This is a genomic window from Paenibacillus sp. FSL F4-0125, assembly GCF_038008565.1.
Taxonomy (GTDB): Bacteria; Bacillota; Bacilli; order Paenibacillales; family Paenibacillaceae; genus Paenibacillus_AQ.
In genome coordinates this window covers 6,649,603-6,670,519 of sequence record NZ_JBBOZJ010000001.1, presented here as the reverse complement: position 1 = coordinate 6,670,519, position 20,917 = coordinate 6,649,603, and the positions used below count along the sequence as shown (strand labels likewise).

Annotated in this window: 22 protein-coding genes and 1 tRNA gene; 21 read left to right on the top strand and 2 right to left on the bottom strand. The window is 42.2% G+C overall.

Features of this window, described 5'->3' with window-relative positions; genetic code table 11:
• Positions 1-673: 673 nt before the first annotated feature.
• The 12 genes from rpmH (at position 674) to NST74_RS29745 (ending at position 12,159) form a co-directional block, all read left to right on the top strand.
• The gene (rpmH, locus tag NST74_RS29800) at positions 674-808 is read left to right on the top strand and encodes a 50S ribosomal protein L34 (RefSeq protein ID WP_039295761.1); all 135 of its coding nucleotides are present in this window, start codon (positions 674-676) and stop codon (positions 806-808) included.
• Between the two features lie 346 nt (positions 809-1,154).
• Positions 1,155-1,505: a ribonuclease P protein component gene (gene rnpA, locus NST74_RS29795; RefSeq protein WP_076120620.1), complete on the top strand. Its 351-nt coding sequence runs from the start codon at positions 1,155-1,157 to the stop codon at positions 1,503-1,505.
• An 86-nt stretch (positions 1,506-1,591) separates the two neighbouring features.
• Positions 1,592-2,458, top strand: a complete 867-nt coding sequence (locus NST74_RS29790) for a YidC/Oxa1 family membrane protein insertase (protein ID WP_283909663.1) — start codon at positions 1,592-1,594, stop codon at positions 2,456-2,458.
• Entirely contained in the window at positions 2,455-3,189 is a 735-nt protein-coding gene (jag, locus tag NST74_RS29785; protein ID WP_042131733.1) for an RNA-binding cell elongation regulator Jag/EloR, read from the top strand. Before NST74_RS29790 ends, jag begins: the two co-directional genes overlap by 4 nt.
• A 110-nt stretch (positions 3,190-3,299) precedes the next feature.
• Complete coding sequence (gene mnmE, locus NST74_RS29780; protein WP_341116024.1) at positions 3,300-4,676, top strand: tRNA uridine-5-carboxymethylaminomethyl(34) synthesis GTPase MnmE; 1,377 nt, start codon at positions 3,300-3,302, stop codon at positions 4,674-4,676.
• 40 nt (positions 4,677-4,716) lie between these two features.
• Positions 4,717-6,603: a tRNA uridine-5-carboxymethylaminomethyl(34) synthesis enzyme MnmG gene (mnmG, locus tag NST74_RS29775; RefSeq protein WP_076120617.1), complete on the top strand. Its 1,887-nt coding sequence runs from the start codon at positions 4,717-4,719 to the stop codon at positions 6,601-6,603.
• Between the two features lie 3 nt (positions 6,604-6,606).
• Positions 6,607-7,332, top strand: a complete 726-nt coding sequence (gene rsmG / locus NST74_RS29770) for a 16S rRNA (guanine(527)-N(7))-methyltransferase RsmG (RefSeq protein WP_341115793.1) — start codon at positions 6,607-6,609, stop codon at positions 7,330-7,332.
• Between the two features lie 413 nt (positions 7,333-7,745).
• Complete coding sequence (noc, locus tag NST74_RS29765; RefSeq protein ID WP_042131729.1) at positions 7,746-8,561, top strand: nucleoid occlusion protein; 816 nt, start codon at positions 7,746-7,748, stop codon at positions 8,559-8,561.
• A gap of 207 nt (positions 8,562-8,768) precedes the next feature.
• Positions 8,769-9,530 carry a ParA family protein gene (locus NST74_RS29760; RefSeq protein WP_042131728.1) on the top strand — a complete coding sequence of 254 codons (762 nt, stop codon included), beginning with the start codon at positions 8,769-8,771 and terminating at the stop codon, positions 9,528-9,530.
• The gene (locus tag NST74_RS29755; protein WP_042131727.1) at positions 9,523-10,365 is read left to right on the top strand and encodes a ParB/RepB/Spo0J family partition protein; all 843 of its coding nucleotides are present in this window, start codon (positions 9,523-9,525) and stop codon (positions 10,363-10,365) included. Before NST74_RS29760 ends, NST74_RS29755 begins: the two co-directional genes overlap by 8 nt.
• Positions 10,366-10,477: 112 nt before the next feature.
• Positions 10,478-11,638: an aminotransferase class V-fold PLP-dependent enzyme gene (locus NST74_RS29750; RefSeq protein ID WP_341115792.1), complete on the top strand. Its 1,161-nt coding sequence runs from the start codon at positions 10,478-10,480 to the stop codon at positions 11,636-11,638.
• A gap of 20 nt (positions 11,639-11,658) precedes the next feature.
• Positions 11,659-12,159 (top strand): DUF4446 family protein, encoded by a 501-nt coding sequence (locus tag NST74_RS29745; protein ID WP_042131725.1) that lies wholly within the window; start codon positions 11,659-11,661, stop codon positions 12,157-12,159.
• On the opposite strand, the gene yyaC is transcribed toward NST74_RS29745, so the two are convergent.
• Complete coding sequence (gene yyaC / locus NST74_RS29740; protein WP_341115791.1) at positions 12,134-12,739, bottom strand: spore protease YyaC; 606 nt, start codon at positions 12,737-12,739, stop codon at positions 12,134-12,136. The genes NST74_RS29745 and yyaC overlap by 26 nt on opposite strands.
• Positions 12,740-12,857: 118 nt before the next feature.
• Here yyaC and NST74_RS29735 point away from each other — a divergent pair, with 118 nt between their 5' ends.
• The 4 genes from NST74_RS29735 (at position 12,858) to NST74_RS29720 (ending at position 14,499) form a co-directional block, all read left to right on the top strand.
• The gene (locus NST74_RS29735; RefSeq protein ID WP_341115790.1) at positions 12,858-13,109 is read left to right on the top strand and encodes a DUF3343 domain-containing protein; all 252 of its coding nucleotides are present in this window, start codon (positions 12,858-12,860) and stop codon (positions 13,107-13,109) included.
• 15 nt (positions 13,110-13,124) lie between these two features.
• Positions 13,125-14,153 (top strand): mechanosensitive ion channel family protein, encoded by a 1,029-nt coding sequence (locus NST74_RS29730; RefSeq protein WP_341115789.1) that lies wholly within the window; start codon positions 13,125-13,127, stop codon positions 14,151-14,153.
• Positions 14,153-14,365: a DUF951 domain-containing protein gene (locus NST74_RS29725; protein ID WP_076120612.1), complete on the top strand. Its 213-nt coding sequence runs from the start codon at positions 14,153-14,155 to the stop codon at positions 14,363-14,365. Before NST74_RS29730 ends, NST74_RS29725 begins: the two co-directional genes overlap by 1 nt.
• A 43-nt stretch (positions 14,366-14,408) precedes the next feature.
• Positions 14,409-14,499, top strand: a tRNA-Ser gene (locus NST74_RS29720).
• Positions 14,500-14,888: 389 nt separating this feature from the next.
• On the opposite strand, the gene NST74_RS29715 is transcribed toward NST74_RS29720, so the two are convergent.
• The gene (locus NST74_RS29715) at positions 14,889-15,086 is read right to left on the bottom strand and encodes a YjzC family protein (protein WP_042131720.1); all 198 of its coding nucleotides are present in this window, start codon (positions 15,084-15,086) and stop codon (positions 14,889-14,891) included.
• A 215-nt stretch (positions 15,087-15,301) separates the two neighbouring features.
• On the opposite strand from NST74_RS29715, the gene rpsF reads away from it, so the two are divergent.
• The 5 genes from rpsF (at position 15,302) to opp4A (ending at position 20,854) form a co-directional block, all read left to right on the top strand.
• The gene (gene rpsF, locus NST74_RS29710) at positions 15,302-15,586 is read left to right on the top strand and encodes a 30S ribosomal protein S6 (RefSeq protein ID WP_036677776.1); all 285 of its coding nucleotides are present in this window, start codon (positions 15,302-15,304) and stop codon (positions 15,584-15,586) included.
• 48 nt (positions 15,587-15,634) lie between these two features.
• On the top strand, positions 15,635-16,141 hold the full coding sequence (gene ssb, locus NST74_RS29705) for a single-stranded DNA-binding protein (RefSeq protein WP_036677780.1): 507 nt from the start codon (positions 15,635-15,637) through the stop codon (positions 16,139-16,141).
• Positions 16,142-16,162: 21 nt separating this feature from the next.
• A complete protein-coding gene (gene rpsR / locus NST74_RS29700) occupies positions 16,163-16,435 on the top strand; it encodes a 30S ribosomal protein S18 (RefSeq protein ID WP_036651767.1) in 273 nt (90 codons plus the stop codon).
• A 532-nt stretch (positions 16,436-16,967) separates the two neighbouring features.
• Positions 16,968-18,920, top strand: a complete 1,953-nt coding sequence (locus NST74_RS29695) for an endonuclease MutS2 (RefSeq protein WP_341115788.1) — start codon at positions 16,968-16,970, stop codon at positions 18,918-18,920.
• A 203-nt stretch (positions 18,921-19,123) separates the two neighbouring features.
• Entirely contained in the window at positions 19,124-20,854 is a 1,731-nt protein-coding gene (gene opp4A, locus NST74_RS29690) for an oligopeptide ABC transporter substrate-binding protein (protein WP_341115787.1), read from the top strand.
• Positions 20,855-20,917 lie beyond the last annotated feature (63 nt).

Genomic DNA, 20,917 nt, shown 5'->3' with positions numbered 1-20,917 from the left:
AGACTGTCACTCCTTTAAATCTTCCAAATGTGGCATCAGCCATGAAGTGGAAATGTCGAAGAAAATAGGTTGGTGCTGATATTTATCCCCAGTAGGCAATATAAAGAGACAAAAAAATATGGATAAATTTGATTTGTTCACAACTTTATCCACAGCTTGTTGATAATTAAGAGAACAAACAAATCTATTCACATTCAAAAGTAATACCATCATAGCAAAACGCCCCTTATTTTTCAATGAGCAGGGCTATTTTATCCACAAATTCAATCACTTGTGTACAATTATTAGGAACACCACTACATATTGTTGATAATTTGTTTACGGTTCGACACTTTACGTCAAAGCTTCGATAATTTTATACACAGGTTGTGCTCATTTGTGAGTAGTCGACTTTATTTTTTGATCACAGGTGGATAACTGTCATATCTTGTGGATTACTTTTTTTCTAATGGAAGTTGTGGATAAGCAGCTTGAATTAGAGGGAGGGGCTGGAGCCAGTAGTAGGTTGACTTTTGCGCATAAAATATGTTTAAATATATAAAGGTGTTTTCTGTAAGGATATGTCTTGATAATTAAATGATGATTCATGTAGATACTGTCCCTACTATAAGGACGGCTTAGACCGTTTCTGCTTATATGACAGTAATTAAGTTCCTGTAAGGGAGGTGCAATTATGAGACCGACATTTAGACCAAATGTGAGCAAACGCAAGAAGGTTCACGGTTTCCGTAAAAGAATGAGCACGAAAAACGGCCGTAAAGTGCTGGCAGCTCGCCGCTTGAAAGGCAGAAAAGTTTTGAGTGCGTAAGTTAGGCCACTAAGGGACCACTCCGGTGGTCTTTTTTTACTGCTTTTTATTATTCTAAAGAATTTAAATGTTACCGTTCTTATAAGGACGCCGAAGGCGGTTTATGCTTATTGCTCTGCAAACGACTAGGATCTCGCTAAATGCGCTAGCTACACTTTGCGGGGCTATTTATCGTATATACAGAATTATTTTGTGAGAAGTTGAGAATATTTTTCTTTCTATAATATAGAAGAGAAATTTCAGCGTTGTAGTCGCAGTCGTTTATGGCGACATCCAAATGACTATACTATTAGAAGAAAAAAATTCGGAGGACACTTTTAACCGGATTTTTATGAAGGAGATTCCCGTGCACAAAAAGTTACGTTTACGAAACCGTGCCGACTTCAGTCGTGTATATCGCCATGGGAAGTCATTTGCGAATCATCAATTTGTAGTGTATTGGTTTAGCAAAAAAGAGGTAGAGCGATTTAGAGTAGGAATATCGGTCAGTAAGAAGGTTGGAAACGCTGTAGTCCGTAACCGTATGAGAAGATTGGTTAAGGAAATCGTTCGTCACCATGAACCTGAGATTGCAGGTGGACTCGATATAGTGTTTATTGTAAGAAAAGGAGCACTTTCCATGGAATACAGTGAGCTCGAAAAAAGCGTGCTGCATGTACTGCGCAAAGCCAAGCTACTCAAGGCTTCCCGCAAATAAAGGACGCATAAGAGGCTTGTTTATTTGTATTCATAATTATGGTATGATTTACGGTGGAATGGAATGTTCAAGAGAGGGGTTTTGAAGTGTCTCTAATGAAGACTAGACGGGGAAAATGGTTTCTCCTCATCACAGTGATGGTGTTGTCGTTAGCTGTTCTGTCGGGATGCGCTCCGTCAACTGCTGTTACGCACACTACGGAGGATTTAAAGAATGGAGGCTTCTGGCAAAGTAATGTAGTGTATTATTTCGCCATTGCCTTGGACAAGTTTGCTGATTGGTTTAACGGAGAATATGGTTTAGCCGTACTTGTGATGGTTATTATTGTCCGCACGCTGATTCTTCCGCTTACGATTAAACAGGTGAAGAGCTCGCGAGCAATGCAAGCCATTCAACCGGAACTCCAAAAGATCCAGAAAAAATATAAAGACACACCTGAAAAGGTGCAGCAAGAAACGATGCGTTTGTTCCAAGAGAATAAGGTTAACCCAATGGCGGGTTGTTTACCGCTGATCGTACAAATGCCTATCTTTATCGCTCTCTACAACTCGATATATTATAACCCACATCTACGGGAGCACGACTTCTTATGGCTGCAGCTAGGTAAGCCCGATCATCTGTTTATCTTGCCAGTGCTAGCCGCATTAACAACATTTATACAAACTAGAATGATGACTAAAATGAACCCGATGCAACAACAAGGGCCAATGCAGTTCATGATGATGATTTATCCAGTTCTGATTTTCGTTATGTCCTACAACTTCCCAGCAGCATTGCCGCTATACTGGGTATACAGTAACATTTACACTATTGTTCAGAACTATTTCTTATATCGCAACAATGATAAACACAAATTGGCAATCGCAAGTGCTGTGAAAAGTACAGATGACTCAACTGCTGTGAAGAGTAAAGGCGGCAGTAAAGCATCGAAGGGAGCCAAAAAGTCAAAATGAGCAAAGTCGTCGCAACAGGGAAAACCATTGAAGAAGCTGTAGAACGGGGACTTACCCAGCTTGGAGTTCAAAAGGACCGGGTAACGGTCAACGTACTTGAGCAGCCATCAAGAGGATTCCTGGGATTGATCGGTGCGAAAGGTGCCAAGGTTGAATTAACCTTGATAGCCGAAGCCGCACCGGCATCAGCGGCGAGTGCTCCGTCACTGCCTCAGCAGTCAACAAGAGAGAGCAAACAGGAGGCTAACGGCGGCGTGCCGCGCCAAGATTCCGGACAACCGGTGGAGGAAGCTTACCAAGAAGCCGTTCATTTCATTGTGGATGTCGCTAAGAGCATGGGGCTCGAAGTGGAAGTCGAAATCGTCCACACCAAGGAATCCACGATTCTGCAAATATCAGGTCCAGATTTGGGACTATTGATTGGTAGAAGAGGACAAACTCTCGATGCTCTGCAGTATTTGGCTAATATCGTAGCTAATCGTTACTCCGACAGTTTTATACGGCTTGTGCTAGATGCGGAGAACTTCCGTGAGCGGCGTAAAAAAACTCTCGAAGAGCTGGCTGATCGTTTAGCCGGTCGTGTCATTCGGACTCGTAAAGAGGTTGTATTGGAGCCGATGTCACCTCAGGAGCGGAAAATTATTCACTCCAGATTACAGGATCATCGGCAAGTGAATACCCTTAGTAAGGGCGAAGAGCCAAATCGCCGCGTCGTTATAACTTTGAAGTAAAGACTATATGGATGCAATGACTCCTTGACCAATGTAAGGGGTCATTGCTTTTTTAACAATATAAGACCGTTTCTGATCAAAAAAATATAGGTTTTGGGGTGAAAAACAGCATGCTTAGTGACACCATTGCTGCCGTATCGACGGCATTAGGCGAGGGAGGAATTGCTATTATTCGGGTAAGTGGCCCGCAGGCTATTTCCCAAGTGGCGCCTTTGTTTCGTAGCCGAGTTCCGCTAACTGAAGCGGAATCGCATACCGTTCATTATGGGCATATCGTTAGTCCGAATAACGGAGAGAAGATGGAAGAAGTACTAGTAACCGTCATGAAGGGCCCACGTTCTTTTACGACCGAAGATGTAGTAGAGATCAGTGCTCATGGGGGTGTAATCTCTGTAAGAAGGGTGATGGATTTACTTCTTCAACAGGAGATAAGGTTAGCCGAGCCGGGTGAGTTCACCAAGCGTGCTTTCTTGGGCGGACGTATTGATTTATCACAGGCTGAAGCGGTTATTGATCTCATTCGCTCGAAGTCAGATCGCGCTTTTTCGGTGGCTTTAAAGCAGGTTAGCGGGTCCTTGTCGGATCGAATTCATGCCTTGCGCCATACACTTATTGAGATGCTGGCGCATATCGAAGTGAATATAGATTATCCAGAGCATGATGTAGAATCCATGACAGCTGAATTTATTAAAGATAAAAGCAGTGAAGTGATGGAAGGAATCACAAAGTTACTCAAGACTTCTAATGAAGGAAAAATACTTCGTGAGGGTATAACGACAGCTATAGTCGGGCGTCCCAATGTTGGTAAATCTTCATTATTGAACGCATTAGCGCGTGATAACAAAGCGATTGTAACGGATATTCCCGGAACAACACGTGATGTTATTGAAGAGTATATAACGATTAACAACATTCCGCTTAAGCTGCTTGATACGGCAGGAATTCGTGAAACGATCGATGTAGTGGAGAAGATTGGTGTGGAACGCTCCAAGGCTGCAGTTAGCGATGCGGATTTGATTCTACTTGTGCTAAACGCTAATGAAGAGCTACATGAGGATGAATTGGCATTGATGGAACAAATCCACGGTAGACAATGCCTAGTAATCATGAATAAAATGGACTTACCGTCCAAACTGGATAAGGATAAGTTGCTCTCTTTCTTTGAAGAGTCCAACATCGTACCAATGTCCGTTCTGGAAGAGGAAGGTCTAGACAAACTTGAAGATGCCATTTCGACACTCTTTTTTGGTGGAAAGCTGGAATCGGGTGACTTGACATATGTGAGTAATGTGAGACATATAGCACTGCTTAAAAAAGCCTATAAATCACTACAGGATGCATATGATGCTGCCGAACAGTATATTCCGATTGATATGATTCAAATCGATGTACGGCTCGCATGGGAACAGCTCGGTGAGATTATTGGCGATACAGCAGCAGACTCGTTATTAGACCAAATATTCTCGCAATTTTGTTTAGGAAAATAGGTTTTACATTTTAAATATAATAATTAGGGGGAAACAGGACATGAGTTATGATGGAGGTAGCTATGACGTAATCGTCATTGGCGCCGGTCATGCCGGTTGTGAGGCAGCTCTAGCGTCAGCACGGATGGGCTGCAGCACGTTGATGATCACAATTAACCTGGATATGGTTGCATTCATGCCCTGCAATCCGTCCATAGGCGGACCTGCCAAAGGACATGTAGTGCGTGAGATTGATGCGCTTGGCGGAGAAATGGGTCGCAATATAGATAAGACATTTATTCAACTTCGTATGCTGAATACGGGTAAGGGACCTGCTGTACATGCTTTACGTGCACAAGCGGATAAATTCCTTTACCAACATACAATGAAGGAAACGATGGAGAAAACGCCTAATTTGACGCTTCGTCAAGGAATGGTTGAACGTTTAATCGTTGAGGACGGACGTTGTGCAGGTGTAGTTACGAAGACTGGAACGGAATATCATAGTAAGACAGTTATCCTGACTACAGGTACTTACCTGCGTGGTAAAGTGATTATGGGTGAACTGACATATGAGAGTGGACCTAACAATCAGCAGCCATCAGTGAAGCTATCCGAGAATTTGCGGGAGCTTGGTTTTGAATTGGTGCGTTTTAAAACCGGTACACCACCACGTGTGCATCGTGATACGATCGATTTCTCGAAGACGGAAATTCAACCTGGCGACGAGGAGCCTAAATTCTTTTCGTTTGAAACGAAATCATCTGACAATGAACAGCTTCCTTGTTGGTTAACTTATACCTCTGAGGTTACTCATCAGATTATTAATGACAACCTACACCGAGCACCGATGTTTACGGGTATTATAGAAGGAACAGGCCCACGTTATTGCCCATCCATTGAAGATAAAGTAGTAAGATTTAGTGATAAATCTAAGCATCAGATCTTTTTAGAGCCAGAAGGAAAAAATACATCGGAATACTATGTACAAGGTCTGTCCACTAGTCTTCCTGAGGATGTTCAGCTAGCCATTCTGCGTTCCATCCCTGGTATGGAAAAGGTAGAAATGATGCGTAACGGTTATGCTATTGAATATGATGCAATGGTTCCTACACAGCTATGGCCATCTCTCGAAACTAAACGTTTACCAGGTCTTTTCACAGCTGGACAAATTAATGGTACTTCCGGTTATGAGGAAGCAGCAGGCCAAGGTGTGATGGCTGGAATAAATGCAGCGCGCAAGGTGCAAGAGAAAGAACCCGTAATTTTAGATCGTTCACAGGGATACATTGGCGTACTCATTGATGATCTCGTGACTAAGGGTACTAATGAACCTTACCGTTTGCTTACTTCACGTGCAGAATATCGGTTGTTGCTTCGCCATGACAATGCAGATCTAAGACTTACACCTATTGGTTACGATATTGGTTTGATCACAAAGGAACGATTTGATAACTTCACGGATAAGAAAGAACGGGTGGAGCGTGAAATTGTTCGTCTGCAAGAGACAAAGGTTAAACCTGTTGAGGTAAATCATGTACTAGCACAATATGAATCGGCACCTATTGTAGACGGCAGCAATTTGCTTGTTCTGATGCGTCGTCCAGAGCTTGTATATAGCTTCGTAGATCAAGTCTCACCATCACCGGAGCTGCTGGATGCAGAAATGAAGGAACAAGTGGAAATCCAAATTAAATATGCCGGTTATATTGAAAAACAGCTTCAACATGTGGAGCGCCTGCAAAAGATGGAAAAGAAGAAAATTCCAGATGACATTAATTATAATGAAATCCATGGATTAGCGATGGAAGCACGGCAGAAGCTGACTAAGATCCGTCCGATCTCTATCGGGCAGGCTTCTCGGATTGCGGGAGTCACACCTGCTGACATCTCCATTCTTCTCGTATATCTGGAGCATTACAACCGGGTAACCGCGGCGAAAGGATAATTTATGGATAATACGGAAATTCAATTCACACAGCTTTTACAGGAACGAGGTATTACACTTACAGCAGAACAATTAGAGCAATTTGATCTCTACTATAAAGAGCTCGTATCCTGGAATGAAAAAATGAATCTCACCGGAATAACAGAGCGTGAGCAGGTTTACACGAAACATTTCTATGATTCGATCTCTCTAGCTTTCTTCCTTAATTTCAATGAGATAAACAATTTGGCAGATATCGGTTCGGGAGCAGGGTTCCCAGGAATTCCGCTTAAAATTTGTTTTCCACATTTGAAGCTGACGATTATTGATTCATTAAGTAAAAGAATTTCTTTTCTACAACATGTCTGTACTACACTGAAATTATCTGATGTGCAATTAATTCATGGTCGTGCGGAGGATGTTGCTCGGCAATTCAAGCATCGTGATGCGTACGATTTGGTGACTGCGCGTGCAGTGGCAAGATTATCCTTGTTGAATGAATTTTGTCTTCCTTTCACACGCAAGGATGGAGTTTTCGCTGCCATGAAGGGAAACGATCCTTCTGAGGAATTAACTGAGGCGAAGTATAGCTTAAAAGAGCTTCGTGCCCAGCTCGACAAAGTAGAGTCATTCAGCTTACCCGTCGAAGAGTCAGCGCGACATATTGTTATTATTCGTAAGACAGGAGCTAGTCCTGCTAAGTATCCACGAAAAGCGGGAATTCCTGCCAAAACACCACTAATCAAGTAATGTTTCACGTGAAACATTATAGATTCATTAATATATTCAAGGTCATTCTCCATTTTAAGGAGGATGATCTTTTTTTGCGGGAAATAGCGAGAATGAGCTGAAATGAACATATATTTAAATATAAACTAAATGGATATGATTTTGAGAGAGTGTAACTATGAAAATGCAGGAAAAATAGGTCTTTACGGAGAATATGATTATGTAGAGAAAAGTGATAGAATAGCATAGTAGACTTTTAATTTTGTATATAACTCCTTCTCTGTACTCTTGTTCGAAAGAAGGAGAGATTATGATGCCTGATAGCAGCAGGTGATTTCATAATACCAGAATGTTTTTTATTGCTGTACGATACGCTTTCCGAGAAGAAGGTCAAGAAGATCGTACTATAACGAAATTAGGTGGTTATGAACGGAATGAAAGAACAATTTACCAAGCTATTTGGATTTAACGAGCGGAGCAGCGGAGAAGAAATCAAACAAATACCAGTTCATGAGGTCATTAGCAGTCCTTACCAACCGCGGACAATATTCGATGACGATAAGATCGATGAGTTGTGTCAGACGATTAAAACTCATGGGGTCATTCAACCCATAGTTGTACGCATGCGTGATTCCGTATACGAGATCATCGCAGGTGAACGACGCTGGCGTGCGGTTAAAAAGCTTGGTTTAGAGACGATTCCAGCCATTGTTCGTGAATTCAATGATTCACAGGCCGCATCTATTGCGCTTATAGAAAACTTACAGCGTGAAGGCTTGACCTCTATTGAAGAAGCTGTTGCTTATCAAAAGTTAATAGATCTTCATCAATTAACGCAAGAAAGCTTGGCACAGCGATTAGGTAAAAGTCAGTCTACCATAGCTAATAAAATTCGCTTACTCAACCTGCCAGAAGAGGTTAAGACCGCATTAATGGAGCGTCAGATTTCTGAAAGACATGCACGTTCATTATTATCACTCGATAGTGTGGAAATGCAGCTGAAGGTGTTGGCAGAGATCATAGCAAAAGGATTAAATGTTAAACAAACAGAAGCTCGTATTGCTTTCTACAAACAAGTCTCACAAACTAAAAAATCGAAACGGGTCTCCTATACCAAGGATGTTCGTCTAGCTCTTAATACAATTCGTCAATCTATTGATATGGTGACAGGCTCCGGAATGGAAATCAAAACGTCAGAAAATGACCGTGGCGACCATTACGAGATTGTAATCCAAATCCCCAAAAGATAAATTGTTTCAAAAGCTGAAGGCGGCCCTGAGGTGATTGGCCGCCTTTGTTGTGGCTAGAACCGAGATGTGTTGGTCCAGCCTGTATTTAAAGTTCCAGTATAAAATAGTTGTCTATATTCTTCATAAAGTGTGAAGCTACATCAGCGTCAGGAACATTGTACTTGCGATCTACGAGAAGATTCTTCCTAACTATTCGAGGTGAAATAAGTGTCCAAGATTATTGCCATAGCAAATCAAAAAGGCGGTGTCGGTAAAACAACAACCTCCGTGAACCTAGGTGCCGGTATGGCTACATTAGGAAAAAGAGTGCTTCTAGTTGATATCGATCCTCAAGGTAATACTACTAGCGGCGTTGGCGTTAACAAGGCGGACGTGGCGAATTGTATATATGACATTCTTATAAATGAGGTAAACCCTCTAGAAACCATACTGGAAACTCAAAATGAAGGACTGCACATCATTCCGGCGACTATTCAATTAGCGGGCGCGGAGATTGAGTTGGTATCAACGATTTCCAGAGAGCTAAAGCTAAAGAAGGCGCTGAATGCGGTTAAAAACAATTATGATTATATTATCATCGATTGTCCTCCTTCACTTGGTATTTTAACAATCAATTCTCTTACTGCAGCAGATTCGGTAATTATCCCGATCCAGTGTGAATATTATGCGCTTGAAGGGTTAAGTCAGCTTTTAAACACCGTTCGTCTGGTGCAAAAAAATCTCAACCCGCATCTGAAGATAGAGGGAGTATTATTGACTATGCTTGATGCCCGGACCAATCTGGGAATTCAGGTAATAGAAGAGGTTAAAAAGTATTTCCAAGAGAAAGTATATAGAACCATTATTCCTCGGAATGTCCGGTTAAGTGAAGCACCTTCACATGGGCAATCCATAATTACTTATGATCCTCGCTCTAAAGGAGCGGAAGTGTATTTAGAGTTGGCAAAGGAAGTGATTTCTTATGAGTAAACGTTTAGGAAAAGGTCTGGATGCGCTGATTCCATCTTTATCTATTAATGAGGATGATAAGGTAGTTGAGATTCCCTTAGCTCAACTACGGGCTAATCCATATCAACCACGTAAAGATTTTAATGAAGAGGCAATCCAAGAACTAGCAGAATCTATCAGACAACATGGAGTGATTCAGCCAATCATTGTCCGTAGCGTATTGAAGGGATATGAGATCATTGCCGGCGAACGCAGATTCCGGGCTTCGCAATATTGTGGCAAAGCTACAATTCCAGCAGTCGTTAGGAATCTTAGTGATCAACAGGTCATGGAGATAGCCTTAATTGAAAACTTGCAACGTGAAAACTTAAATGCAATGGAAATCGCAGTGGCTTATCAAGGCCTAATGGATCAGTTCTCACTCACACAGGAAGAACTATCGCTTAAGGTAGGTAAGTCCAGATCGCACATCGCCAACTTCCTAAGATTGCTTTCTTTACCTGAAGAAGTAAAAGAATATGTTTCACGTGGAACAATGTCAATGGGGCATGCGCGTGCAATTGTTGCTTTGAAGGATCCGGAAGTGATTAAACAGTTAGCTGAACAATGCGTAGAACAACAATGGAGTGTAAGAGAGCTAGAAGAAACAGTGAAGAACTTGGACCGAAAGCCAGCAAACGGAGTTAAAGCCAAGGTGGTTAAGCGTGACCCCTATATTGATAATGTAGAGGAAGTATTACGTGAACGTTTTAAAACAACAGTGAAAATCAAACAGGGTAAGGAAAAAGGAAAGATTGAATTGAATTACTACAGTGCTCAGGATTTAGAAAGATTGCTGGAATTATTGGGTAACTAAATGGGTATCTATGCCAAGAACATATCCTGAGATATCCTTCATCGGATAATTAGGGGTATGTTTTTTTGGATAAGACGACTTTCAAAAAGAGTATTAGATGAGGGGCGAGGTTATGGAAGACTTCGTATATCTGGATCATGCAGCTACTTCGTGGCCTAAACCACCGGAGGTTGCAGCTGCGATGATGAATGCTCTACAGTCAGGAGCGAATGCTGGCAGAGGTAATTACTCGCTGGCGATGGGTAGCGGGCGAGTGTTAGTAAGGACGCGGAGTGTGCTGGCTGGATTGTTTGGTGTATCTAATGCACAAGATATAGCCTTTACTCATAACACTACGATGAGTTTGAATATGGCGATCAGAGGGATGCTAAAAGCTGGAGATCATGTCATTTCTACGATGACAGAACACAACTCTGTGAGGCGACCGCTAGAATACTTGCGTAAGACACTAGGGGTGACGGTTGATTATCTGAAAGTAGATCGTGAAGGGCAATTGGATTTACAGGAGCTCGAAAATGCTTTCCAACTGAACACCAAAATGGTGATTTGTAATCACAGTTCCAATTTACTTGGTAGTATACTGCCTGTTGGTGATATTGGTGATATTGTTAAATCGCATAACGCTGTATTTCTGGTGGATGCTGCTCAGAGCGCAGGCTCAATTGATATTGATGTTAAAAAAATGAATATCGACTTGTTGGCATTTCCGGGGCATAAGGGACTACTCGGACCACAAGGGACCGGTGGACTTTATATATCGCCTGAATTGGATCTTGAACCTTTAATGTATGGAGGAACGGGGAGTCAATCTGAAAATAGTGATCAACCCTCTGTTCGTCCGGATCGGTATGAAGCAGGAACGCAAAATACGGTAGGGATTGCCGGTTTACTAGCAGGTGTTCAAAAGGTACAATCTTTAGGGACGAATGTTATCCATGAGAGAGAGTGGATATTAACTCAGAGACTGATGGAGGGGTTGTCCCACATCCCAGGCATTAAACTATTAGGACCCTCACTAGGAGCGCCTAGAACCGGAATTGTATCGTTTGTAGTGGATGGAGAAGAATCGGCGAATATTGCTCACCGTCTAGATCGTGATTATAAAATAGCAGTCAGAGCGGGTATGCATTGTACCCCTTTGGCACATAAGGCTGTTGACACGCTAGAGAGTGGTGCTGTTCGGGCGAGTGTAGGTGTAGATACGACAGAGCATAATATAAGCAGAATGCTGGCTGCTATGGATGAGTTATATGGCAATGCCCGCAGCAGATGAATAAAAAGGATGGTCCATTCATGTCTGAATTGAATCAATTAATTAGTGAGCAGTTGCAGTGGTTTGTGTTTGCTTTTACAGTAATTATGTTGGTGCTGGTAATCACTGTGATCGCTCAGGGGGCTAAGTTACGTACTATGCGGCGTAAATATGAGGCCATGATGGCTGGGAGCGGTGTAGAGGATCTGGAAGGCCTTCTGGTTGATCTGAAGAACCAAAGCGACATGTTGGAAGAAGAACAACGTGAACAAAAAGCTGTATTAGAAGCTACTCAAACTAAAATGCGTGGCATGAAGTCCAATATTGCACTGAAGCGTTATAATGCCTTCGGTGAACGTGGCAATGATTTGAGCTTCTCCGTCGCTATACTGGATGACAACAGCAGTGGTATTGTATTAACAAGTCTTCATAATCGTGAGAATTCTTATATTTACTCTAAACCTATGCAGAATGGCGAGTCACAGTATGTCCTATCACCTGAAGAAAAAGAAGTTGTTACTCTCGCGTTGCAGCGGACCTAGCATGTAGATTCCATTGTTTTAAAGCGGAATATAGACTCGTAGCAATAATATCAGATAATCGCATTACTAAACTTAACCGCGTGTTTTGCAATACAAAATACTCCATAAAGCCGCCGACATTAACGATTCCCGTCAAGTGGATATCGCCTACCGGCGGCAATTGTTTATTTACGCCAGCACCCGGTCTCAAAGGACCTTCGACAACTTGAATGCAGCCCACACTAGTAGAATGACCTAAACAAGCATCTATTCCGATGATAAAGGGGTTACTATATCTTTCGTTGATTAGGGATAGAGTTTCCTCAAGGTTAACGGCATGAACAGGCTCTTCAAGCGTTCCATATAAATGAAACAACGGACTATGAAAACGTGATAATGCAGTACCAACAAGAGGACCAAGAGAATCACCTGTGGATCGATCTGTTCCCACACAAATCACGACAATTTGGGTCTCTGGGCGCGTGCGTGCAAAATGAAAAAGTAGTCGGTGGGTAATCGAGGAATAGATATCCGGATCTGTATGTGATATTTTTAAACAAGACGTTTCTTGCGCTGATGTAGCTTTGGATGAAAAATTCATACCATCTTCCTTTCTGAAGCTGATTCTATTTGATGGTATCTAGTATATGGATAGAAGAGGGGTTTTATACTACAGCGGCAAGAGATAGGACGATAATCCTATGGGAGGCGTAACCTATATGCAGGAAGAGATGCTGATCGCGTTTGACTCTACCCAGCAGGCGCTTCGTGCTGAAATGCTGCTTGAGTATGCGGAGATTGAAATTGATATATTTCCAACCCCGAAAGAGATCACGGCAGGTTGCGCGATATCGATTCAATTTTTTCAAAGTGCGCTGGGAGAGGTACAGAAGATTATATCTGAGCAGAATATTGAAATACGCGGTATTTACGGAAAACACAACGAGAATTACATACTGATAGAGTGGTAGGGAGGAATACACGTTATGAATAGGTGGATATTGGAGGCTACTACTCCCGGTGAAGCTGTAAAAGATGCTTTGCGTTTTAAAGATAAAGTGTGGAACTGGTTTACCGATGCGGATATGTGGGCCAACGTCTTATTCTCGGGCCTGCGAATCCTTATTATTTTCCTCTTAACCAGGGTTATCATTAAAATTGTTTCTAATATTATTGATCGTTCGCTTGAACGTAAAACCGGGGGCAGAATCCTGTCTAACACCCGAAGGTTTACTACAGTAGGGGAATTGATGAAAAATGTAGTAACGGTTATCTGTAATTTTGTGATGATCATGCTTGTACTTTCAGAATTCCACTTTGACTTAGCACCTTTGCTAGCTGGAGCGGGCGTGCTTGGTTTAGCAATAGGTTTTGGAGCACAAAGTCTGGTGAAGGATGTTATTACAGGGTTCTTTATTATTCTGGAGGACCAATTTGCGGTAGGGGATGTAATTCAGACAGGTACTTATAAAGGAACTGTAGAATTAATCGGCTTACGAACAACAAGATTACTTAGCGCTACTGGCGAGGTATTTATTATCCCAAATGGCTTAATTACGAATGTGACTAACTATTCTCTTGCCAATGCTTTGGCTGTAGTCGATGTTCCTGTGAAAATGGAGCGAAGCTTCGAAGCCACATTAGGATTAATTGGAGAGGCCCTAAAGGGCATAGATGAGCGTAACTCAAATGTGCTTGCTTACCCTAATGTGCTCGGTATACAGTCCATGAGCACTTCGGAATATGTAATACGCATAGCAGCCAGCTGTGCACCTAATGCAAGAGATGCGGCGGAAAGACAGATTCAAAACGATATAAAACAGGCATTAGAGAAACAGAGTATGCTGGAGCAGGCCCAAGCTGAAGAGAAAGCACGTAAGAAAGCAGAAGCAGAGGCGAAGGCTGAAATAGATCTTGCAAAAACAGAAAATGTACGAGAAGTAACACAATCGCTAAACACTGGATCAAGACGGCAAATCGCAGCTACACAAGAAGGAGAAGAGGGGGAAGAATAGTGGAACGTAAAGTTTTTCAGCTTGGGGATATAGTGCAGATGAAGAAGCAACATCCTTGTGGATCAAATGAAATGGAAATTATTCGTATGGGGATGGATATCCGAATTAAGTGTACAGGCTGTCAGCATAGTGTTCTGATTCCCCGTGCCAAATTCGAGAAAAATATGAAGAAGGTACTACGCTCTGTGGAGGAAAATACAGACAATAATTAAGCTTGCAAATGGCATGTCTGCATGATACAATTATTTTTGCTGCGGAGAGGTACCCAAGAGGCCCAAGGGGGCTGACTCGAAATCAGTTAGGCGTGTCACAGCGTGCGTGGGTTCGAATCCCACCCTCTCCGCCACTTCAGCATAATATAACATTTAATGAGTCCTTCGTTCCTGTAACGGAGGTTTTTTTGTGTCCTATGATAAGCCAATTTGCAATGCAAAAAGAAGGGCCCTTTCGGGTCCTTCTTCAGGAGGCAGTACATCAATGATGTTGGAATTTCTCTGTTTATAGCGACTAAAGTGATTTAGGCTTTGCTGAGGCTAATGCTTTTTTAAGGCAATAACCCACTACTCTTCCCAGCTTACATTAGATGCTGAATCAGATCTCCTGTGATTGTGTTCGTCTACGACGGCCAACGGAACCACACCTCTCTTTTGTACTGCCTGAGAATAGTATGTGCAGTGTTGCTTTTTTTATACACATGGATTTTAAAAATATAAGTCGAAGGTGTTTAGGCTTGAATTAATGTACGCGTGCTTTCTCGACCTTTTTCCACTTTCGATTTTTATTGGTGGTCTCCGGGAAGGTGTCCCCTTTTTCCATCTTGATGTGTTGTGGATTCGAAATTTCAGTATGGAAGCTTCGCGCTTCGCCTACCTCTGTGTACATACCTGGATTAGGGGCTTTGTCGCCTTCTTCATATTCCGTTTTCTCACCCATCATTATTCCTCCTTTTTTAGTGTAGATGAATTCGTAATTATTGTGCGCAGGTAGTGATTTTTTCATGTAAAAAGAGGTTGAACGGTTGACCAGTATTAATATTGCTTGCACTCTGCTGTTCATTTTGGTATATTAATCAGGTGCGAGTCTATGTTTGTGCTCGTTCCTTGCTCCTGACGTGATTAGGGGCCTCAGACCATAAGGAGGTGAAAATTATGCGCAAATATGAAGTGATGTACATTATTCGTCCTGACATTGAACAAGAAGCTGTTCAAGCAGCAGTCGATAAATTCCAAGGCATCATCTCCAATGGCGGGGAAATTACAAAGCACGAAGTGCAAGGTAAACGCCGTCTTGCGTATGAGATCAAGAAATTCCGTGATGGCGTTTATGTTTTGGTTAACTTCAATGCAGAACCTGCAGTAGTTACTGAATTAGAACGTCTTATGAAGATTTCTGACGAAGTTATTCGTTATCTCATTACGAACGACGTTGCTTAAGATCTTGACAAGCTTTGTAATGAATCGCTCTAAAGGAGGGGACCAGAATTGTTGAACCGTATCATTTTGATCGGACGGTTGACCCGTGACCCGGAACTTCGTTATACTCCCGCTGGTGTTGCCGTAACGCAATTTACGCTAGCCGTAGATCGTAACTTTACGGGCCAGAACGGTGAACGTGAGGCAGACTTCATCCCGGTTGTAACCTGGAGACAGCTAGCAGAAACCTGTGCCAATTACTTGCGCAAAGGTCGTCTGACAGCAGTGGAAGGACGCATCCAAGTGCGGAATTATGAGAATAACGAAGGCAAACGTGTATACGTAACTGAAGTTATTGCTGATAATGTTCGTTTCCTGGAATCTTCGCAGAGCCGTGAAGGTGGAAATACTTCAAGTGGTGCAAGTAGTATGCCTGAAGAGCCAGCATATGGTGGCGGTGGTAACGCTGGACGCGGAAATAACAACAATAATTTCTCGCGTAACAACAATACTCAAGATCCTTTTTCGGGCGATGGTAAACCGATTGATATATCGGATGATGATTTGCCATTTTAATTAGGAAGGACTGAAAAGAATATGGCTTTTAAACCAAGAGAAGGCGCCGACAACGACAAAAGACCGGCACGTCGTGGTGGACGCAACAAGCGTAAAAAAGTTTGCTTTTTCACTGTGAACAAGATTACTCACATTGATTATAAAGATACCGAACTTCTTAAGAAGTTCATCAGCGAACGTGGAAAGATTTTGCCACGTCGTGTAACAGGTACAAGTGCAAAATACCAACGTGCTCTTACCATTGCTGTAAAACGCTCGCGTCAAATCGCGTTGCTTCCTTACACAACGGAATAGGACGTTATATAAAAGCAGTCGGGAAACCGACTGCTTTTTTTGTACATAGAAGATGGACAGCATGAAATTGAATGATTTGGGTATTCACCGATTTGACGATGGAACCGTAATGTGTTAAATTACAGCTATCCTATAACTAAAGGGGAAATTTTGATGTTGGTGACCGTTCTTAACTAGCAATTTCATAACACTTGATTGGAAGGCTTTAGCAGGCTCGTCATGAGGCGATTACGTGCTCTATTTGAGTTCGTATTACGCAGCAGTCTGTTGTTCCTTACGAGTGGATGATTTAGTTAAGAACACACGAAGCGTCAAATGGCCTCTTTACGGCTGTTGTTCTCTTTGTAATTAACCGTGCTCTTATTGCACGGTTTTTTTGTTTTTCGGCACCTGCTACATTTAAGGGCCTTAGAACGATAGGAGGCATCAGTTTAAAAAGAAGGGCAAGGACTGCCATAGTGGCATTCTTTGTCCTTCTTTGTGTTAGGGAGAATTAGGTCCAAACCAATAGAGATTTGAAGGAGGATTTGCTGTGAACTTACAAAGTCTAAACACATTGGAATACGAAATCATTAAAACTGAGCTTGCCCGTCACGCAGTATCTTATGTGGGAAAGAAAGCTGTAGAAGAGCTTATGCCAATGACTTATTTACCGACGATTCAAAGAGCAATCGAGGAAACTTCTGAAGCTAAGGAACTACTGGAACGAGGATCAAGTGTACCGATTCCTTCATTAGAAGGGATTGAGTGGATCATGTCATTAATGGGGACTGGATATTTGTACAATGAGCAAGACTTCACAGCAGTTGCTACATTTCTTAAGAGCTGTAGTCAACTGCGCAAATATATGGCCTCTAAAGAACAAAGCGCTCCACGAATTGCTGCATATGCCTCTTCATTGATGGAATTAAATCATGTGAGAGAGGCTATTGATCGCTGTATCCGTTTTGGTGCAATTGATGATGGAGCAAGTAAGGGGCTAGAGCGTGTTCGTAAGCGAATCGTAGTGGCTAAAGAACGTCTTCATAAAAAAATCGACGGGATTATGTCACGCCATCAATCGATTTTACAGGAGAATATTTATAGTCAGCGAGGCGGGCGTTACGTTATCCCCGTAAAACGGGAATATCATAAGCAAATAAAGGGATCGGTACTTGATCAATCCACAAGTGGACAGACGGTCTTTATCGAACCAGACGAGATTGCTTCCCTCCAGATTGAGCTTGATTTGTTGTTAGGAGAAGAGGCACGAGAAGAAGCTGTAATCCTTAGTATGCTGACTAGTATGGTAGAACAGGAACAGACCACACTGCGCCTTAATATCGAGGTTACGGGCACGTATGATTTTATTTTTGCCAAAGCTAAATACGCACGAACGCTGGGAGCATCTGCTGTCACGCTGAATGCCAAAGGCTTTTTAAAGATGAACGGTGGTAGGCATCCCATGCTAAAGGATATGATTCCGATCAATCTAGAAATTGGGAGGGGTTATAAATCACTGATTATTACAGGACCAAATACAGGTGGGAAAACTGTGGTGCTAAAGACTCTGGGATTGCTGACGATCATGGCTCAATCAGGGCTGTTGATTCCGGTTGAGGAGGGAAGCGAGTTTACTGTTTTTTCGGACGTGATCAGTGTAATCGGCGACGGACAAAGTCTGGCACAATCACTTAGTACGTTCTCGGCGCAAATGAAGAGTATTGAGGGAATGCTGAGAGATGCATCTAAAGGGGTTCTGCTGCTCATTGATGAGCTGGCGGCTGGTACAGACCCGGGAGAAGGCATTGCGCTCTCTATCGCGATTCTGGAAGAGCTGAGCCGTAAAGGGGCGAATATTATCGTTACGACACATTTTAATGAGCTAAAAGCCTTCGCAGCCGCAACGACTGGCTTTCAAAATGCACGAATGGAATTCGACAAAGAGACGCTGCAACCGTTGTATCGCTTGACTATCGGGGAAGCGGGGGAGAGTTATGCTCTGCAAATCGCTAAAAAGCTAGGTATACAGGATAGTGTTATCAAACGATCATGGGAAATTGTAGAGGCGCAGCAACAAAGGCTGCAGAAAGGCAGCGGGGAGGCATGGGGCAGTCTGTTCAGCACAGAGGAAGAGCCGAGAAACGCTGTAGCAACAGTAGAGGTACATGAAAACGCAGAAGAAGAGGCTACTCCATCCATCCGCAGTAAGGAGAAGCTGGTCGATTTTGAAATTGGAGATGCAGTTGTTGTAACATCACTGGGCCGGACAGGAATCGTATACGAGAAGCGAGATCATTTAGGTATGGTTGGAGTAATGATTCAGAAGCAAAAAATGAAAATTAATCATAAGCGGTTGAAGCCTTACCTTTCAAAAGAAGAGCTATATCCAGAGGAATATGACTTTGATATTATTTTTGAGAGTAAGGATACTCGTAAAAAGCGCAAGTTGATGCAGCGTAAACATGTTGAAGGCTTGAGAATTACGCATAAGGATGAAGAATAAATGCAATGAAGATCTGTCCGCGAGGCAGGTCTTTTTTTTTATTAATACAACGAAAAAATGAAATTCAAGCAGGAGTAAAGGCCTATAGCTTAGAAGTTATTGTAACCGCAAATAAAACTTTGTTACAGTAAAAATATTTATATACCGTAGCTTATATGTAGATATATGTAGATATACGTTCAACTAGAGAAGGGAAGAAACACATGAATAATAAGAAGATGTGCAGGTTGTTGTTAATGCTGCTTGTGATGGCGACCCTATTGTCAGCATGTAGTAGAGCAACTTCCAGCAGTAATTCATTATCTTTTCGACATAATTTGGTAGAGGATAAGCCACAAGCTGGTGGAGTAATTACTTACGGATTTTCCTCACCGTTTACGGGCTTGTTTGAGCCTGCATTTTATGAAGGTGAAGATGATTTTCATGTGTTAGAGTTTATTACTGAGCCGATGTTTAGCGTAAATGATGATCTATTAACGGTTCCTAATATCGCTTCTTGGCAGGAATCTGACGATCATAAAGTATTTACCTTTAAAATCAAACCGGGAATCCGTTGGCACAACGGTGATGAATTAACGGTCGAGGATTGGAAATTTGCGATTGAAACTATCGCTGATCCAGATTATACGGGCTCGCGTTATTATAGTGTTGAGATGATTCAGGGTGCAGAAGCCTATCATAAGAAAGAAGCGAAGGCTATATCCGGCTTGAAGGTTATAGATCCCTATACTTTGAAAATAACTGTGACTGCTGCAAGGGTAAACACTATCGACAGTCTATGGCCTTATCCGATGAATAAGAAATACTATACTGGAATCGCTGTTAAAGATATGCCCGAGAGTGACCAGATGCGAAAGTCTCCTATTGGGATTGGCCCTTTTGAAGTTGAACTTATTAAGCCTGGTGAGAGGGTAGAAATGAAACGTTTTGATCAATACTATAAAGGTAAGGCGCTATTGGAAGGCGTAGTGTATAAGGCCTTTGATGATAGGGAAGTGGCCGAACGTTTTCAAACAGGAGAAATTGATATAGAGTCAGCCCCTAGGGATGCTTATGATGAGCTAAATAAATTGGAGAATGTAAACATCTTGCAAACTGCTGAGCTAGGCTATGAATATATAGGTTTTAAATTCGGACATTGGGATACGGAAACCGAGACCATCGTAATGGATAACCCTAAATTTGAAGATAAAAGGTTACGTCAAGCTATGTACTATGCTCTAGATCGTGAAGGGATCATAAAAGCATATTCCCACGGTCTGGCTGAACCTGTAGAGACTCCAATATCTAGTACAAGTTGGGCAAAGATTCCTGATAATCAGATTAATGCTTATCTATATAATCCTGCAAAGGCTAAGGAACTACTGGATGATGCTGGTTTTTTGGATGTAGACGGTGATGGAATACGGGAAGATCCAAAGGGCCAAAAGCTGATGATTCATTTTGATTCTATGCTGGGCAGCCAAACAGCAGAGTTGCGTACGAATGCCATTTTAAGAAATTGGCGAGATGTTGGACTCGATGTACAGCTAAACGGCGGAGCATTAAAGGAATTCCACAGCTTCTACGACGCAGTGGAAGCCGACGATCCGTCGATCGAACTATTTTACGGAGTATGGGGGCTGGCGAGTGATCCTGATCCAACGGGTCTATGGAGAGAAAATGATCTGTGGAACTATCCGCGTTGGTCTTCGGAGCGTAATGAAGAGCTGATTCGTGAAGGCGTAAGTATGAAGGCATATGATATGGATTATCGCAAAGAAATATATTATGAGTGGCAGAAGCTAGTTAATGAAGAAGTGCCTATGATCTTTTTTGCTGAACGAAAGGCTATTGTTCCAGTAAATAAGCGCCTACAAGGCGTTCGTGTGAACTCTATAAGTACGATTATTGATCCTTATAAATGGTGGATTAAGGAAGAGGACGAAAAATAAAATAAAAATTTTTTGTGAAAAGTGAAATCAAATTGTAGTTTCATTCGTCATATATAGTATGGA

Coding starts and splice junctions, on each gene's coding strand:
- NST74_RS29715 (WP_042131720.1), bottom strand. CDS start 15,086: ATGGGTGAGAAAACGGAATATGAAGAAGGCGACAAAGCCCCTAATCCA.
- noc (WP_042131729.1), top strand. CDS start 7,746: ATGAAAGAACAATTTACCAAGCTATTTGGATTTAACGAGCGGAGCAGC.
- rpsR (WP_036651767.1), top strand. CDS start 16,163: ATGGCTTTTAAACCAAGAGAAGGCGCCGACAACGACAAAAGACCGGCA.
- yyaC (WP_341115791.1), bottom strand. CDS start 12,739: ATGAATTTTTCATCCAAAGCTACATCAGCGCAAGAAACGTCTTGTTTA.
- rpmH (WP_039295761.1), top strand. CDS start 674: ATGAGACCGACATTTAGACCAAATGTGAGCAAACGCAAGAAGGTTCAC.
- NST74_RS29730 (WP_341115789.1), top strand. CDS start 13,125: ATGAATAGGTGGATATTGGAGGCTACTACTCCCGGTGAAGCTGTAAAA.
- NST74_RS29755 (WP_042131727.1), top strand. CDS start 9,523: ATGAGTAAACGTTTAGGAAAAGGTCTGGATGCGCTGATTCCATCTTTA.
- jag (WP_042131733.1), top strand. CDS start 2,455: ATGAGCAAAGTCGTCGCAACAGGGAAAACCATTGAAGAAGCTGTAGAA.
- rsmG (WP_341115793.1), top strand. CDS start 6,607: ATGGATAATACGGAAATTCAATTCACACAGCTTTTACAGGAACGAGGT.
- NST74_RS29735 (WP_341115790.1), top strand. CDS start 12,858: ATGCAGGAAGAGATGCTGATCGCGTTTGACTCTACCCAGCAGGCGCTT.
- NST74_RS29745 (WP_042131725.1), top strand. CDS start 11,659: ATGTCTGAATTGAATCAATTAATTAGTGAGCAGTTGCAGTGGTTTGTG.
- rpsF (WP_036677776.1), top strand. CDS start 15,302: ATGCGCAAATATGAAGTGATGTACATTATTCGTCCTGACATTGAACAA.
- mnmE (WP_341116024.1), top strand. CDS start 3,300: ATGCTTAGTGACACCATTGCTGCCGTATCGACGGCATTAGGCGAGGGA.
- opp4A (WP_341115787.1), top strand. CDS start 19,124: ATGAATAATAAGAAGATGTGCAGGTTGTTGTTAATGCTGCTTGTGATG.
- mnmG (WP_076120617.1), top strand. CDS start 4,717: ATGAGTTATGATGGAGGTAGCTATGACGTAATCGTCATTGGCGCCGGT.
- NST74_RS29750 (WP_341115792.1), top strand. CDS start 10,478: ATGGAAGACTTCGTATATCTGGATCATGCAGCTACTTCGTGGCCTAAA.